The sequence below is a fragment of the Psychrobacter sp. GP33 genome, from assembly GCF_014119005.1.
In the GTDB taxonomy this organism is placed as follows: Bacteria; Pseudomonadota; Gammaproteobacteria; order Pseudomonadales; family Moraxellaceae; genus Psychrobacter.
This window is the reverse complement of sequence record NZ_JACGYX010000003.1, coordinates 207,042-222,140: the sequence shown is the minus strand read 5'-3', so window position 1 is coordinate 222,140 and position 15,099 is coordinate 207,042. Positions and strand designations below refer to the sequence as shown.

Here is a 15,099-nt window from a genome sequence, read left to right as displayed (position 1 = left end):
TCATGACAACAACTTTACCCTCTTCATCTTTTATAAATATGAATGCTCCTGATAGCTTTCTTGTGTGTTGCTTCTACACCGACAGCTATCGCGATCATGCGATGTCTTTAAAACAATCTCTTGACGATTTCAACTTAAATTATTATTTTAAAGAAGTCGAAGATGCAGGATATTGGGAAGCAAATACCCGCATCAAACCACATTTCATCTTAGAATGTTTACAGCAATTTTCAGAAAAAGATATCTTATATTTAGACGCTGATGCGCTTGTAAAAAAACCTTTGGATTACTTTAATCGTATCGTAGCAGACGTTGCCTTTTACAAAACCAAAGGGATGCCTGGTATGTCGCATGATTATCTAGCCAGCACCATGTTCTTTAAAAATACCAACAACACTACTAAACTTGTTGAACAATGGATTACTGAGCAGGTGAATGGCAAACGCACTCAAGTTGATCAGGACAGTTTGGATGTTGCTATGGACAAGCTTGGCGATACCTTAACTGTCGAGCCACTAAACCCCGGTTATATAAAAATATTTGATAAAAACTACGATGGTGAAGTTTATATCGAACAATACCAAGCAAGTCGTGGTCAAACAAAGCTTAAAAGGAAAAACATAAGAACACGCAATCGGATTATTGGTTTAGGAGTTTTAGTTGTTATTGCTATCATAGCATACAGTATATTTAGCTAATATTTTAAGACCTCTAAAACCCAATAGCATATTCTTCATCTAAAGGTTAATCTTAGCTCTTTAATCCCTTTTAATCTAAGGTTAATCCTTTCAATAATATTGATAGGTTGTTTAATTAGTCGTTTTCCTTCTCTAACTACCTTATCCATAAATTTCTTATTATTTTTAGGCATTCCATATCTATCATTTCTTTCATGCTCAAGATAACTAATGAGTGATTTAGCATGCTTATAATGCTGACTTTGAATGCAAATTGCAGGCAAAATCTGATATATATTAGCATCATAATTATGTAAAAAATCACCAAAAACAATATGGTCAACAGGAATTAATCCCTCATAATTTCGTACTATATCGAGTAAAATATGAGCGGTTTCGAGTGTAATTACATACCCTGCACAGCCAGTATGCTTTGTCGCCAATTTTACAAGTTTTCTGTCGCCAACCTTTAGGCTTTTAAAGCGTCCATTAACTTTAATGTCTTTATTATAAACTTCTAGTTTCAAGATGTGAGCGTCATCAGGCTTCCATTCTAAGATATTATTCAAATAAAATTCTGCATTTTCACCTAAATAAACATCATCCTCAAAAACGCAAACATATGGATAATTATTTTCTACAGCTAACTGCCAAATGCTAGCATGACTCAAAAAACAGGCGATTTCATTTGTCCCTAGTCGTGTATTAGTAATTGGAATATTCAATTTCTTAGCAACAGTGTCAATCTGAGTGGCATTGACTGCATCAAAAAACTCATAAGAAATATTATTACTTTCAAACTGTTCTTTTATGTGCTGCCTTCTATCGTGAGCATTTTCTAAACTAATAATAAGCTTTTTCATTAAGTTCTCAAAAATCCGTAATTAAAAATAGAGCTATCTTTTAATGATAATTAACAGTTTCATTTGACAGTTCAACGGTTAAAAAATCGCGAAAAAAATGATTTGGAATCTTTTGGGCGGGTTATTCTATTACCTTTATAGCGACGATGGGTCTTTTTTGGAAAGCGTCCAAAAGGGTCTATGCGATAGCTATCGAGCTGATGACCAGCAGCAAGCGCTTCATTATAATAGCTATCAAATAACTCGACCAGCTCTAATCTTGGATGTGGCATGATATTGCCATCAAACCAATGCTGAAAACCTTCTTCCTTCACTCTTGCTAATGCATATTTATGACTAAACTGAGTACCCATATCTGAGTAGTGTAGTATCTTGATTTCTTCTATCGCTAATGATTCTCCGTCTACACAATTATAACTGTCTTGATAAGGTTCAACCAACTGTGGGTTCTTCTCAATCATACTCATCATTAATTTATGAGCATTAATATCTTTTTTTAACTGTTCAATGGGTAATACTACATTTTTTGCAGCACTACAGTCCCATACACAAGTACATAAACGGATCATATCGGCATTTGTTTTTGCGGCTACTATCGCTTGTCCACCAATAGGATAATTCCATAGTTCTGCTAAATCGCTTAGAATAACAACATCAGCATCCATATAAATCGCTTTTCCAGTAAAATCGCAATACTCTGGAATTGCCCAGCGGAATCCTGAGAAAGGCGTTGCCCATTTAGATGTATTCCAGCCCTCACCCGTTTCAGGGTTTGAGTACCAATAACTGTTAGGATCGCGTGATAGTTGCATCCATACAATTTCAACAGGTAAGCTGGTATGCTTATGAATGCTGTAATCCAGTACCATCATCTGTTCTAAATCACAGTTGTTGGGATCACATCCAACAAATACTTTGATAACTTCATCGTCCATAATATACTCTCTTAATCTAATGAACCATTCGGAAATGGGTATTGCGTAGCTTTTAAAAGCATGAATTAAAAAATTAATATCGTGCTTATTTATATAGTGTTTAGCTGATTTACGTTACATATTTCACACAACAATAATTTGGGAGATTAACTCTATACCGCAGAATAAATATTTTCTTACTATTATCACTTATCGATACTCTCTATAATATCGCTCAACTTTACAATATTAGTCCATCGTAATTATAAATTACTGTGATAAAACGAGTTACGTAATTTCGGGCACGGTGCCGATCGAATGATAAGAAGAGTGTAGTCATGACCCAGTTCTTCAACAACGAGCCCAACTCTCATACAATGTTACCATGTGATGGCATTATTGATAGACAAAAAAACTGGCAGTTGTTTGGTTTTTTCTTATTGGCTTACTTCCTGATTTGGACGGTTGCGCCAGCTTTCCTCTCCAGCAGTGTACCACTTGACGTCAGCGAAGGTATTAATTGGGGCAGTGAATGGCAATGGGGCTATTATAAGCATCCGCCTTTCTCCTCTTGGGTATTGTACAGTTTTTACCGAATATTTGGACATATTGGTCCTTATTTACTCAGTCAATTGTATATTTTACTGACGCTTGTTTTAGTTTATCAGCTGGGTAAAAAAGTTTGGTCAAAAGAGACGGCATTACTCGGTAGTGTGTTGACCCTTGCGGTCACTTATTATGTCTATCCAAGCCTTGAATTCAACCATAATATTGCTCAATTTCCTATTTGGGTCGGGCTATACTTAGCTTTTTATCAAGCGTTAACGCGTAATCTATTGACTGACTGGATATTGCTTGGAGTATTGGGCGGTATAGGAATGTTGACGAAATATACCGTCATCTTTTTGCTGATTCCTATGGCGCTTTACTTAGCATTACCAAAACAGTGGGCACTTCTTAAAAAACCGCAACCATGGCTCGCTGCCTTTATCATGCTAATTATTTTTTCACCGCATCTGTATTGGCTGATACAGAATGATTGGCTGCCGCTTAGTTATGCTAATGGACGCTCACAAGAAGGAAGTGCGCTTGCCAGCAGTATTAAGCGCCATTTTAGTGGGATTGGTTTTATCGCAGCCCAGTTGGCTGCCCATACTCCTTTATTATTGATGCTTATTTTTAATCGTAAGCGTCTATTTAGTGTATATTCCTACAAGCATAACTTACCAGCTGGTGCAGCACTGTTGTGGTATCTTTGGATCGCACCCATGATGGTGGTGGTTGTATTAAGTTTAGTGTTTGGCATTGGTCTGCGTGATATGTGGGGTATGCCTATGTGGGGACTGTCAGGATTATTGGCAGCGTCATTTATTATCCCTGCTGCACAGGCTGTAGCCACGGTAAAACTTCGTAAAGCCTTAACTATCTGGTTGATACTTGCCACAGTATTGATGATGGTATATGTGGGTTTCGGTGATAAAATACGCCATAAACCTTCTCGTATGCAGTGGCCTGAACAGGCATTAGCTGCGCAGGCGCAAGAGACATGGCAGTCATTAAGCATCTGTACTTTAGATAGCGTGTCAGGTGATCGCTGGCTTGGTGCATTGGTTGCGATGAATAATGGCTTTCCTTCACAAATGATTTCAGGACCTGCAAGCCACTCACCATGGATGACAAGCGAGCGCCTACAAAAAAATGGTACGTTAGTAATGTGGCAAGATAATAATGATATTGAATTGCCCCTGCTCGATGAGTTGACTAATACTGCGCTTAATAGTACGAATAAAGGTTGGGTTAAACATCAAGGCCAATGGCAAGTTAATTGGCGCGATAGTAATGCTAAGCTATCACTTATTGTGAATTGGGTGGCTTATGTGCCAATACATTGCCAAAAGTCGGTACGATAATCGTCAACATAATGACAATCGGTACAGTAATCATCATAAGAAATAGATATCCATGCATAACTGTTCGGTAGTTATTCCTGCTAACCAATGCTAATGAGTGTATTCATGTCTAAAGTCCAGCCTTATTTGTCGCTTATTATGCCAGCGTATAATGATGCAGAAGCTTTGCAATCATTTTTACCTCAAGTGTTTGCCTTCACGGCAGCATTGCCTGCTCATACTAATGATAGTGCTGGACTTAAATCTTCTCATCAAGATAGCCTTGCAAATAAACCTTTAGCAAACTGCGAGATTATCATTATTGATGATGGTAGCCGTGATGATGTGGTCGGCGTGGTCAAGCGATTAATGCCTATCTGCCCACTAAATACGACATTGCATTTGGTGCGATTATCGCGTAACTTTGGTAAGGAGCCTGCATTGAGCGCTGGTCTTGCCATCGCAGAAGGTGAGCTTGTGACAATGATTGATGCGGATGGTCAGCACCCTTTATCCGTATTAGCACAAATGCTCACTATGATGACGCAGTCTGATATCGACATGGTGGCAGGTATTCAAGCAGACCGCCCTCATGAAAGTCGAGTTGCAAAGGCATTAAAAGGTAGTTTCTATCATTTTATTCAAGACAGCCAACGCTATAAGATTCGACCCAATGCTGGTGATTTTCGAGTGATGAATCGTAAGGTGGTGCTGGCATTGCGCGCACTTCCTGAGCGGCAACGGTTTATGAAAGGCTTGTACGCTTGGGTTGGTTTTAACACGGTTTATCTACCATTTACTGCGGACAATCGCGATACTGGTGAGAGCAAATTTAACTTTGGCAGTTTATTTGAGTTAGCACTGGTCGGCATTACCTCTTTTTCACAAAAGCCGTTACGGTTAATATCACGGATGGGCTTTGCAGTCTCCGCACTGGCTTTCTTATATGGCTTGTATATTGTTATTGAAACAATATTATTTGGCAATGATGTTGAAGGTTGGGCGACAGTAGCGGCTGGTATTATGTTCTCAACAGGCATTCAGCTGGTATGTATTGGCGTGATTGGTGAATATATCGGCAGACTATATGAAGAAGTAAAACAGCGTCCTCTATACTTGATTAGTGAGACCATTAGTAGTAATGATGGTAACGAAAATGCTGCAAATAATTGCATTGTTAATGACAACATTATAAATGAGAAGGTAGAGAACCGCTCTATTCTTCAAATGCATTCGCCTACTGCTCCTACTAGTCATGAATAATGCCAGCACGACATCGTCGTCTAAACCGTCATCATCTAAGCAGGCGCTTTGGTTTTTGGTAGTAGGTGCAAGTGCGGCTCTAGTGCATTTTTTAGTGCTGGTTGGTATCGTTAATATCACTGCCACTCGCCCAGCTTTAGCAAATATTTTCGCTTTTTTAGTGGCATTTATTGTTAGCTTTATGGGTCATTTTTATCTCACCTTTCGTCATTCTATCCCTGATACTATCAATAGTAACACTAGTCAAGACAACGCAGACACGTCCTATAGGGAAAAAACCAATACGTTACAAACACTGCTAAAATGGTTCGCCAGTTCCGCTGCCGGATTTATAGTCAATCAAGGATTGTTCGTACTGGGACTCAACTGGTTAGGTGAGCGCTACTACATACTGATATGGTTGGTCGTGACCGCTATTATTACTGTTATGACTTTTGCATTGGGTAAACTTTGGGCATTTAAATCATGATTACAATAAAACATAAAACTGCTCGGCAAAAGAGCACACTACCGTCAAAATCCGCCCGTGCCATTATTATCAATGTTGATGATCTTGGCTTGTCCAGCGCAGTCAATGATGCCGTTATTCGTCTAGCGGAACGTGGACGTGTTGGTGCCAGTAGCTATATGGTAGGTGGTCATATTACTGATGGTGATATCAGTACACTGACACAATTGAATGTAGATATTGGCTTGCACTTAGACTTCACAGGTATATTTCCCTCAGAATTGCGTAGTTCATTAAAATCTTTGGTGATAAGTAGCTACCTGCGACGTCTTAAAGTAGCACAAGTGACTGATATCATTCGTCGACAACTGGATAGTTTTGAGAATACCTTTGGTCGCGCGCCTATTTTTATTGACGGTCACCAACATATTCATCAGTTCCCCTTCATTCGTCAGAGCCTGATTAAAGAGCTCAGTGCCCGTTATGGTGAAGAAACGCGAAACTCAATTAGCGCACGTGCCACTATGCCATTGGTTAATGATTTCAAATCTTGGATTATTTACGGTCTTGGTGGTCATGCGTGGCGCAAACTATGTTCAGAAAACCATATTACGACAAATGATTATTTTGGTGGGGTATATGGCTTTGATGCTGGTTTTCAAGAGCTTGCAGTGTTGTGGGAGCGTTGGTTAGCCAATACCCCACGCACACCATATTTAGCGCCTGCGCTGCATACATTGCCCTTCAGTATTGAATCATTGGGTACCTATGCACAATATGGCTCCACTACCCCAGCCATTCACGCGGCTCCGATTGCGCTACCCGATAATGTCACCACAACTCTGATTATGTGCCATCCTGCCATTCCAGCCAATCACTGGCAAGATGAGATTAAAATAGCGCGTGAGCATGAATACGAGTGGCTAATGAGTCATCAATTTGAACAGTTATTATATGATTACGACGTACGTTTGCTGCGTTGGTCGGATATTAGATAATTAGTGTCAATAACTAATAGCTGTTATAAAGACTATTACTAATACCTTTCTTTGTTAAAAAAAGCCGAGACTTATCATAGTCTCGGCTTTTTAGTATATCGCTTGTTACTTGTCGACATTACTTATAAGAATTGCTTATCAAAAAGACTTAATCAATAAAACTTAACCAATCCATATATTGCTCATTGCGACCATGAACCACATCAAAATATAAGGTTTGCAATTTTTCTGTCAGCTCACCGCGACCACCGTTGCCAATAACACGATCATCATATTCACGAATAGGCGTGACTTCCGCAGCAGTACCAGTCATAAAGATTTCATCGGCTAAGTAAAACTCATCGCGCGTGATACGGCGCTCAATAACCTTAATACCCAAGTCATTAGCAAACTGAATGATGGTACGACGAGTGATGCCGTCCAATGCACCGCCTGCTAAATCTGGCGTATGTAGCACACCATCTTTTACTAAGAATAAGTTTTCGCCTGCACCCTGGCATACAAAGCCTTGCGGATCCATCAAGATAGCTTCGTCATAACCACTGCGCGTGACTTCTTGGTTCGCCATGATGGATACAGGATAGTTACTTGAAGCCTTTGCTTTGCACATGGTTACATTTGGCATATGGTGGGTATATGATGAAGTTTTGACACGGATGCCATTTTTAATGCCTTCATCACCAAGATATGCACCCCAATGCCACGCCCCAACCATGGCATTTATACTGTTATCACGTGAGGACAAGCCAAGCTTTTCTGCACCAATCCAAATCAATGGGCGAATATAAGCTTCTGCTAAATTGTTTTGTTTGACCACATCTTTTTGCGCCTGCTCAAGGGTTGCAGCATCAAACGGCACGTCCAACTGAAAAATCTTAGCAGAACCAAGCAGACGCTCAGTATGATCTTTTAAGCGAAAAATTGCCGTGCGGTTATCATCGGTTTGATAGGCACGCACACCTTCAAACACGGCTATGCCATAATGTAAGCTGTGGGTAAATATATGAACCTTAGCGTCTGGCTGATTAATCATCGTACCATTCATCCAAAGCTTACCGTCTTCTTTTGACATATCCATTCAATAATCCTTATGCTAGCGTAAGTGTCTAACTTTCTTTTTCGTTGAGTAAATAAAATACAATAAAACCGTATCGTTGTCGCCCATTTTCAAATATAGATATTTTATAGGCGGATTTTAACCGTTCTTATCGTTTTTAAAGGTCAGTTTCCACGCCTTTTTTATAGGGTGTAAAATATTATATCACTGGCAGCGAAATGAAATGAAATCTTTTAGTTTGCTCCCATCAGGCTTTTTTTTATCATCTTTTTATACAGAGTGTATAGTCTGTATAATAATGAGCATCATATTCACTAAAGCTGCCCTAAATTCTAATGCTTACCTCAGTTGTAACCTGAGTCAAAATCTCAAAATGAGTTATCGTCTATATCATCTGCAGCCACGCCCATTAAATGATGCCACTGTGCTTGTACAAGTAGCCGCGTGTCATGCCAAAGTGCTTCATCTACCAAGAGCGACTGCTCTGACAGTGCCAGCTGATGGCTTGCTGCACGTATACGCAGATAAGCGTCAGTTAAGTCTTGACATACGGACGCTTCCCAAATCCCAAGTGCAGCGACTTCTTCAAAAATCCGTACGTTATCGCTCCATTTGGTTAGGCTAGGATACTGATGGGAATAAGCGAGCACGGCAAATTGTGCCAAAAACTCAATATCAACAATGCCGCCTGCATCTTGTTTAAGATGAAATTTGCCATCTTGTTGTTTTCGTGGGCTACTGCCAAGATGTTTTTGCATTTTTAAGCGCATACTGGTGACTTCAATACGCACTTGTTCAAGGGTACGCGGCAGCGCCAATACCGTTCGGCGAATGGCACAGAAACGCGCTGTTACCCGTTTATCGCCACAAATAGCGCGCGCCCGTACCAATGCTTGATGCTCCCACGACCATGCTTTATCTAGCTGATAAGTCTCAAACGCATGGCAGGAGACGACCATCATGCCAGCATTACCAGAAGGGCGCAGACGCATGTCTACCTCATAAGCGCGCCCATCGCGCGTTTGGGTATTCAGATAAGTCATCAGTTTTTGCGCCAAGCGTGCCGCAAATTTCATACCACTGACGGAAGTTTCACCAGTGGTCATGCCCTGCTCTTTTATTTTATGCAAAAATACCAAGTCTAAATCAGACGAATACGATAATTCTAAACCGCCTAATTTACCGTAACCAATAATGGCAAAGCCGCAATCCGCTTCCGTCACTGGATCGCCATCTTGAGCAATAGGATAACCGTAACGCTTGACCATTTCGGCAAAGGCACGCTCAAGCGCTGCCTCTAATACCACTGCTGCAATATAAGTTAATGAATCCGAGACTTTCATAATCGGGCGCTCAGCTAACACATCACTTGCTGCCACTGCTAAGACTTGATTTTTTTTAAACAAACGCAAAACGCTCAGCAATTCCTCTTCATCGTCAGGTTCAACTCGTAGCAGCTGCTGACGTAAAATATCACGCAGCTCTGGTTTGTCTGGCAAATGACGATAGCGCTGCTGTAAAAAGGTATCCAGCAATACTGGATAACGTGCCAGCTCATGGGCAATCCAAGGACTGGCGGACAACATAGGAATCAGCGCAGCGGTCGCATTTGGGTTTTCAGCAATCATAACCAAGTAAATGGAACGGCGGCAAATGGCTTCTAGTAGCGCTATAAGACGCGGCAACGCTGTATTTACCAATCGCTCCTGTGCTTGATGGGTGAGCAAAGCGTGCACAATAACCGGATAGACATTATCTAAGCGGACTCTTGCTTCTTTACTGAGACTTGCCACCATTTTTGAGTGCCAAAAATTTTGTAGTTGAGTGCGGCTTTCGGCACTTAATACCGTATCAAGCTGTGCCATTTGCGTATCAAAACTGGATGGCTCAAGTGTTACATTATCTTGCGTCGGTATTTTCCGTTCAGTCACCATCCGCTCAAACGGTACGTTGACATTTTCTCGATGCTTATTGAGGGTGTCAAGCAGTGCTGCCCAATCATCAAAGCCAAGGGTTATTGCCAAATTGTGCTGCCATTGCTCATCGTGTGGAAGGCGCTGGGTTTGTTGATCATTTATCGCTTGAATAGCATGCTCAAGCCTGCGTAAAAATCGATAAGCTGCTTGCAGATGCTCATAAGTGGTTTGGTCAAGATACTCTAGTTTACATAGCTCATACATGGCTTGCAGGCAGGGTTTAATTTGTAGCTGCGGATGCCGCCCACCATAAATGAGCTGGAACGCTTGAACAATAAATTCAATATCTCGAATACCACCAGCGCCAAGCTTAATATTATCTAAATCCTCGCGCTGTGCCACTTGATTCTGAATCAAAGACTTCATCTCACGCAACGCGGAAAACGCACTGTAATCGACATAATAACGAAACACAAACGGCTTAATTAGTGCCTGCAATTCTTCATAAAACGGCGGGTCAATCTGTCCGACCACGCGCGCCTTTAACCAAGCAAAGCGCTCCCATGCCCGACCATGATTGCTAAAATATTTTTGTAGCGCGGATAAATGAATCGCTAAATCACTGCCATCGCCCCAAGGACGCAAGCGCATATCTACCCGAAATACAAAACCATCGGCAGTACAGTTGTCAAGCAACTTAATAATACCTTGACCAAGACGTGTCATAAAACGCTTATTATCGATGCTGCGCGTGCCATTGGCTTTATCACCATCAGTCTCACCACGTGCTTGATGGATAAATATCAAGTCAATATCACTAGATAAATTTAGCTCATGAGCGCCAAGCTTACCCATCGCCATGATTGCCATATCATCGATATGCACAACCCCTCTAGCATCTCTAAAAGTCGGTTGACCGTACTGCGCTATCAGTTGCTGATACGTATAATCCTTTGCATATACAATACAACCATCAGCAAACTCAGACAGCTCGTCAGTGAGCTGCTCAAGCGCAACAAACCCTAATGCATCTTGCCAAATCCAGCGCATCATCAGCAGCATTCGCAAATGACGCAAGCCACTCATTACTAGAGATTCATCGGCAACCTGATAATTCTCATCAAGCGTATAATCTTGAATTAAATCGTCAATTTGCTGCCGTGTCAACGTCTGCGCTAACGGATAACTGCGTATAAATGTCTGACACGAAATTGTCCGGCTCTCCCACACATGATAAGCAAATTCACTGGCAGTCTGCAAAACTTGTAATTGTTCGGTTGTAGGCTGACAGTTTGTGACGTTGGACGTAGGAGTCGATGTAACGGAGGGTATAGCTGATGGCACAACAGATGACATAATGTTAAAACCCCTTGCAGCCTAGATTAACGATATGATCTAGAGAAAATGGCGAATAATATTAGTTATATTTTTTATAAAATAAGCATAACTGAACTGCTTATAAAGCAGCAAATCAAATGCTATACAGACGGCTCAATACAATGTGCTTTATAGTAGCATGGAATACTTATCTAAAAATGATAGGCGATGAATGACAACCATGTAGTGTTATAAACTCACTCACCATTCAAAAATGTACTAAAAGCCCTATTGAAAGAAAAGCTGATTAGAAAAACAATACAGTAGAAATACTTGTAGTGATATAACCGCTTAATAAAAATAGTTGATTAATAAAAAGGTCATTAGTAATGAACAATAACAAAGAACAAAACCAAGAAATCGTACTGGCGAAACACCCTTCAGGCGCTGTCCAAGCAGATAATTTTAAATTTAATGATATCGATATGCCGACCTGTAAAGACAACGAAGTGTTGATAAAAAGCCTTTATGTATCAGTCGACCCCGGTATGCGCGGATTCATGGATAAAGGCGTTGACGACGCTGCTGGCAATAAATTTAAATTAAATCAACCAATTACCAGTAGAACCGTCGCACAGGTTATCGATAGTAAACATAATAATTTTAAAAAAGGCGATATTGTACACGGACGGTTTGCTTGGCAAAAATACCAAACGGTAAGTACAGACCATATCGAAAAAGTAGATCCTACCCTTGCGCCTATCTCCACTGCTGTCAGTATGCTCGGCATACCGGGTTTAGCTGCTTATTTCGGTATGCTGAACATTGGGCAACCAAAAAAAGGCGAAACGGTCGTTGTATCTGGCGCTGCTGGTGCAGTAGGCAGTATCGCTGCTCAAATTGCTCGAATTAAAGGCTGCCGAGTGATTGGAATTGCAGGTTCACCTGAGAAAATCGATTATTTAGAAAACAACTTAGGTCTGGATAAAGGGATTAATTATAAGCAAACCGAAGATATAACCGCAGCAATAAAAGCGGCATGTCCCGATGGCATTGATGTGTTCTTTGATAATGTCGGTGGCGAGCTGTTCGATGCTGTCTTTGCCAATATCAATAAGCACGCTCGCGTTGCTATTTGTGGGCAAATCGCCGATTATAATGAAGAAAATCCACCTCAAGGTCCACGACCCATGCATAAATTAATCAAAAAAAGTGCACGCATGGAAGGTTTTGTAGCTTACGATTTCAGTGATGACTTTGAGAATGCCAAGAAACAAATGAGCGAATGGTATAACGAGGGTAAGCTAACCTATAAAGAAAACCTAATTCATGGGTTTGACAATATTCCTGCTGCCTTTATGGGTTTGTTTTCAGGTGAGAATATTGGTAAGCAAATGGTTAAAATTGCCGATGCCGAAGAATTTTAAGCCTATAATACGCTATCATTATTAATCACTACTGACTTGTGACTACCCAATTATGACCATAAAATCCACCCCACTTTTACTGATTACTGCTGATCCCAGTCATCCACTTGCGCATTTAGCGCTACGTTATGCCCAAGCGGTTCTTGAGCAAGCAGAAATAAGCGCAAATACCGAGACTACTAAACCAGCGATAAACGTGTTTTTCTATGCCGATGCTGCATATACGGCGAATCGTCTACGTTGGCAGTCCGCAGATCAAACCAACCTTACTCAAGAATGGCAGGTATTGGCTGAGCATTATCAGCTGCCACTCGACATTTGTGTCAGCACCGCTTTGAGTCGTGGCGTGAGCGACGATGATAATAGCGCGCGCCATCAGCTACAGGGTGATAATATCGCTAAAGGGTTTCATCTGGTCGGTTTAAGTGAACTTGCTATGATGATGCAAAGCGACTGCCGTCTGATACAGTTTTAGAACGGTTTTATTAAGGATAACAGATGAACTTACTGATTCAATTGCGCACGCCTACTGAGATGTCAAGCTATGAAGGTTGCGCCCTTGCTTTAACCTTAGCGACCTTTGGGCATCAAGTACAGCTTTATTTGGACGCGCCTGTTTTTGGATTATTGATGCAACCCAAATCGCGTTTGCATGGGATGATACAGTCACTAGAATTGTATGATATGCCAGCCGCTTGGTTACCTGACGATGTCTTTAGTGGCTGGGTGACCGGCATGCTTCCTAACGATTTGGCGGCGCAATTAACCTTTGTACCTGAAGTTGTTGATACTCAATATTTTGACCAAATTCTTACCTTTTAACAGGTGAGTACAGCTACAAAACAAGGCATCATTGACAATTAAGTCCATTAGCAGTAACTCTAATACTTTACATTTAGTGAAATTGGCAAACAACGGATATTTATATGGCGACCTTATATCAACTACATAGTCCAATGGATACACTCAGACGCAATACCAATGAGATGGCACGGACGTGGCGCGCAGGCGATAGCATTATTCTATTGGGTACGACCGTAGCTTTTATTGATTGGTTCAATGCCTATATAAATGAGACTGACATAGAAGGCATCGCTGGCATATACGCCCTTGCAACGGATGTGGCGGAATTGGGTGTCAAGACATCAGCGCAATTGAAGCTTGAGGGGAAGTTAAGCGCATTACTGACAGATAGTGATTGGGTAAAACTGACCCAAGATACCCAATTTGATAAAGTGGTGACCATCGCCTTATGAATATTGCCATCAAACCAGATAATCTAACGGCTAACGTCGAATTGGATAAAGATGGACACCTTTGTGATTATACTATTTGGACACCAGCGCTTGCCCAACACCTTGCAGATACCCTTGATGTTCGTTTAAATATTGAACATTTAGAGATTTTGCAGCAAGTTCGCGCATTTTTCACTAAATTTAATCACGCGCCATCAACGCGCCCATTGATTAAATGGCTACAACAATGCTTGCCTGAATATGATATTAGCAACCAAAAGTTGCAGCAGCTGTTTAATACCGGTTTGGTTGCTCGCCATGTCAATCGTCTGGCAGGATTACCTAAACCGCCAAATTGCTTATAGCGGTACATGCTGTTTGGGCTATATTTTTCAATTATTAAGGCATTTATACTAAGTGTTTAAACGTATTATTTTGGGTCATAGACGGTCAATGTCTCATAACCAATACTGCGACCTTCATCTCCTGCAAAACCCTGCTGCCGCCATACTTCATATAAACAAATTGCCACGCTATTAGACAGGTTTAGGCTACGCGAGTCAGGCAGCATCGGTAAGCGCAACCAGTTGTCGGTACCGACATCTTCACGAATCTCATCGGCTAGCCCTGCCGTCTCTGAGCCAAAGACCAATGCCACGCTTGGTACATTACCTTCAATTTCCCCAGTAAAATCGTAATTATAAAACGGTTTGCTTAATTTGGTGGTTAAAGCAGTGATAATATGACAATTCGCTGCAGTTAATGCCTGCTTTGCTGCATGCCAATCTTGATGCACTTTCAAGTGTGCATATTCGTGATAGTCAAGTCCTGCACGGCGCAGTTTTTTATCATCAAGCTCAAACCCCAAAGGCTTTACCAGATGCAATTGTGCGCCACTATTGGCACACAAACGAATAATATTGCCGGTATTACTGGGCATTTTGGGGGCTACTAACACGATATGAATGGTCATGATATTTCCGTAACGATGGATAGAGAACAATATGTAGGCAATGAATGTGAAGTAGAAATATTTTTTTAACGTTAATAATTTTACCAATAGCAATGTTAATAATAGGATAACTATCCACTTAA

15 protein-coding genes are annotated in these 15,099 nt (G+C 41.0%); 10 read left to right on the top strand and 5 right to left on the bottom strand.

The genetic code is table 11. The features are described 5' to 3' along the window. Positions 1-2 precede the first annotated feature (2 nt). Positions 3-698, top strand: coding sequence for a putative nucleotide-diphospho-sugar transferase (locus tag H2245_RS05735; RefSeq protein ID WP_182406428.1), 696 nt, complete (start codon positions 3-5; stop codon positions 696-698). Positions 699-733: 35 nt separating this feature from the next. On the opposite strand, the gene H2245_RS05730 is transcribed toward H2245_RS05735, so the two are convergent. Continuing rightward, complete coding sequence (locus H2245_RS05730) at positions 734-1,540, bottom strand: glycosyltransferase family 25 protein (protein ID WP_182406427.1); 807 nt, start codon at positions 1,538-1,540, stop codon at positions 734-736. Between the two features lie 71 nt (positions 1,541-1,611). Next, positions 1,612-2,475: a glycosyltransferase gene (locus H2245_RS05725; RefSeq protein ID WP_182406426.1), complete on the bottom strand. Its 864-nt coding sequence runs from the start codon at positions 2,473-2,475 to the stop codon at positions 1,612-1,614. 317 nt (positions 2,476-2,792) lie between these two features. Here H2245_RS05725 and H2245_RS05720 point away from each other — a divergent pair, with 317 nt between their 5' ends. The 4 genes from H2245_RS05720 to H2245_RS05705 all read left to right on the top strand — a co-directional run bounded on the left by H2245_RS05720 (position 2,793) and on the right by H2245_RS05705 (position 7,052). Further along, entirely contained in the window at positions 2,793-4,364 is a 1,572-nt protein-coding gene (locus tag H2245_RS05720) for a glycosyltransferase family 39 protein (protein WP_182406425.1), read from the top strand. Between the two features lie 105 nt (positions 4,365-4,469). Further along, complete coding sequence (locus H2245_RS05715) at positions 4,470-5,606, top strand: glycosyltransferase family 2 protein (protein ID WP_182406424.1); 1,137 nt, start codon at positions 4,470-4,472, stop codon at positions 5,604-5,606. After that, positions 5,599-6,075: a GtrA family protein gene (locus H2245_RS05710; RefSeq protein WP_182406423.1), complete on the top strand. Its 477-nt coding sequence runs from the start codon at positions 5,599-5,601 to the stop codon at positions 6,073-6,075. The genes H2245_RS05715 and H2245_RS05710 overlap by 8 nt, the downstream gene beginning before the upstream one ends. Continuing rightward, a complete protein-coding gene (locus tag H2245_RS05705; RefSeq protein ID WP_182406422.1) occupies positions 6,072-7,052 on the top strand; it encodes a ChbG/HpnK family deacetylase in 981 nt (326 codons plus the stop codon). The genes H2245_RS05710 and H2245_RS05705 overlap by 4 nt, the downstream gene beginning before the upstream one ends. A gap of 148 nt (positions 7,053-7,200) precedes the next feature. On the opposite strand, the gene H2245_RS05700 is transcribed toward H2245_RS05705, so the two are convergent. Then, the gene (locus H2245_RS05700; RefSeq protein ID WP_182406421.1) at positions 7,201-8,130 is read right to left on the bottom strand and encodes a branched-chain amino acid transaminase; all 930 of its coding nucleotides are present in this window, start codon (positions 8,128-8,130) and stop codon (positions 7,201-7,203) included. Between the two features lie 347 nt (positions 8,131-8,477). Beyond that, positions 8,478-11,381, bottom strand: coding sequence for a bifunctional [glutamate--ammonia ligase]-adenylyl-L-tyrosine phosphorylase/[glutamate--ammonia-ligase] adenylyltransferase (glnE, locus tag H2245_RS05695; protein WP_182406420.1), 2,904 nt, complete (start codon positions 11,379-11,381; stop codon positions 8,478-8,480). Positions 11,382-11,731: 350 nt separating this feature from the next. On the opposite strand from glnE, the gene H2245_RS05690 reads away from it, so the two are divergent. The 5 genes from H2245_RS05690 to H2245_RS05670 all read left to right on the top strand — a co-directional run bounded on the left by H2245_RS05690 (position 11,732) and on the right by H2245_RS05670 (position 14,369). Beyond that, a complete protein-coding gene (locus H2245_RS05690; RefSeq protein WP_182406419.1) occupies positions 11,732-12,769 on the top strand; it encodes an NADP-dependent oxidoreductase in 1,038 nt (345 codons plus the stop codon). 52 nt (positions 12,770-12,821) lie between these two features. Continuing rightward, on the top strand, positions 12,822-13,244 hold the full coding sequence (gene tusD / locus H2245_RS05685) for a sulfurtransferase complex subunit TusD (RefSeq protein ID WP_182406418.1): 423 nt from the start codon (positions 12,822-12,824) through the stop codon (positions 13,242-13,244). A 23-nt stretch (positions 13,245-13,267) separates the two neighbouring features. Beyond that, positions 13,268-13,591, top strand: coding sequence for a hypothetical protein (locus H2245_RS05680; protein WP_182406417.1), 324 nt, complete (start codon positions 13,268-13,270; stop codon positions 13,589-13,591). Between the two features lie 104 nt (positions 13,592-13,695). Beyond that, positions 13,696-14,025: a hypothetical protein gene (locus H2245_RS05675; protein WP_182406416.1), complete on the top strand. Its 330-nt coding sequence runs from the start codon at positions 13,696-13,698 to the stop codon at positions 14,023-14,025. Continuing rightward, positions 14,022-14,369, top strand: a complete 348-nt coding sequence (locus H2245_RS05670) for a TusE/DsrC/DsvC family sulfur relay protein (RefSeq protein WP_182406415.1) — start codon at positions 14,022-14,024, stop codon at positions 14,367-14,369. The genes H2245_RS05675 and H2245_RS05670 overlap by 4 nt, the downstream gene beginning before the upstream one ends. Positions 14,370-14,434: 65 nt before the next feature. Here H2245_RS05670 and H2245_RS05665 read toward each other — a convergent pair whose 3' ends face one another. Next, positions 14,435-14,977: a tRNA (cytidine(34)-2'-O)-methyltransferase gene (locus H2245_RS05665; protein ID WP_182406414.1), complete on the bottom strand. Its 543-nt coding sequence runs from the start codon at positions 14,975-14,977 to the stop codon at positions 14,435-14,437. Positions 14,978-15,099 lie beyond the last annotated feature (122 nt).

Bases quoted from the DNA above. Each gene is read 5' to 3' on its own strand.
- H2245_RS05690 (WP_182406419.1), top strand. From the start codon at position 11,732: ATGAACAATAACAAAGAACAAAACCAAGAAATCGTACTGGCGAAACAC.
- H2245_RS05700 (WP_182406421.1), bottom strand. From the start codon at position 8,130: ATGGATATGTCAAAAGAAGACGGTAAGCTTTGGATGAATGGTACGATG.
- H2245_RS05735 (WP_182406428.1), top strand. From the start codon at position 3: ATGACAACAACTTTACCCTCTTCATCTTTTATAAATATGAATGCTCCT.
- H2245_RS05675 (WP_182406416.1), top strand. From the start codon at position 13,696: ATGGCGACCTTATATCAACTACATAGTCCAATGGATACACTCAGACGC.
- glnE (WP_182406420.1), bottom strand. From the start codon at position 11,381: ATGTCATCTGTTGTGCCATCAGCTATACCCTCCGTTACATCGACTCCT.
- H2245_RS05710 (WP_182406423.1), top strand. From the start codon at position 5,599: ATGAATAATGCCAGCACGACATCGTCGTCTAAACCGTCATCATCTAAG.
- H2245_RS05665 (WP_182406414.1), bottom strand. From the start codon at position 14,977: ATGACCATTCATATCGTGTTAGTAGCCCCCAAAATGCCCAGTAATACC.
- H2245_RS05705 (WP_182406422.1), top strand. From the start codon at position 6,072: ATGATTACAATAAAACATAAAACTGCTCGGCAAAAGAGCACACTACCG.
- H2245_RS05680 (WP_182406417.1), top strand. From the start codon at position 13,268: ATGAACTTACTGATTCAATTGCGCACGCCTACTGAGATGTCAAGCTAT.
- H2245_RS05670 (WP_182406415.1), top strand. From the start codon at position 14,022: ATGAATATTGCCATCAAACCAGATAATCTAACGGCTAACGTCGAATTG.
- H2245_RS05715 (WP_182406424.1), top strand. From the start codon at position 4,470: ATGTCTAAAGTCCAGCCTTATTTGTCGCTTATTATGCCAGCGTATAAT.
- tusD (WP_182406418.1), top strand. From the start codon at position 12,822: ATGACCATAAAATCCACCCCACTTTTACTGATTACTGCTGATCCCAGT.
- H2245_RS05725 (WP_182406426.1), bottom strand. From the start codon at position 2,475: ATGGACGATGAAGTTATCAAAGTATTTGTTGGATGTGATCCCAACAAC.
- H2245_RS05730 (WP_182406427.1), bottom strand. From the start codon at position 1,540: ATGAAAAAGCTTATTATTAGTTTAGAAAATGCTCACGATAGAAGGCAG.
- H2245_RS05720 (WP_182406425.1), top strand. From the start codon at position 2,793: ATGACCCAGTTCTTCAACAACGAGCCCAACTCTCATACAATGTTACCA.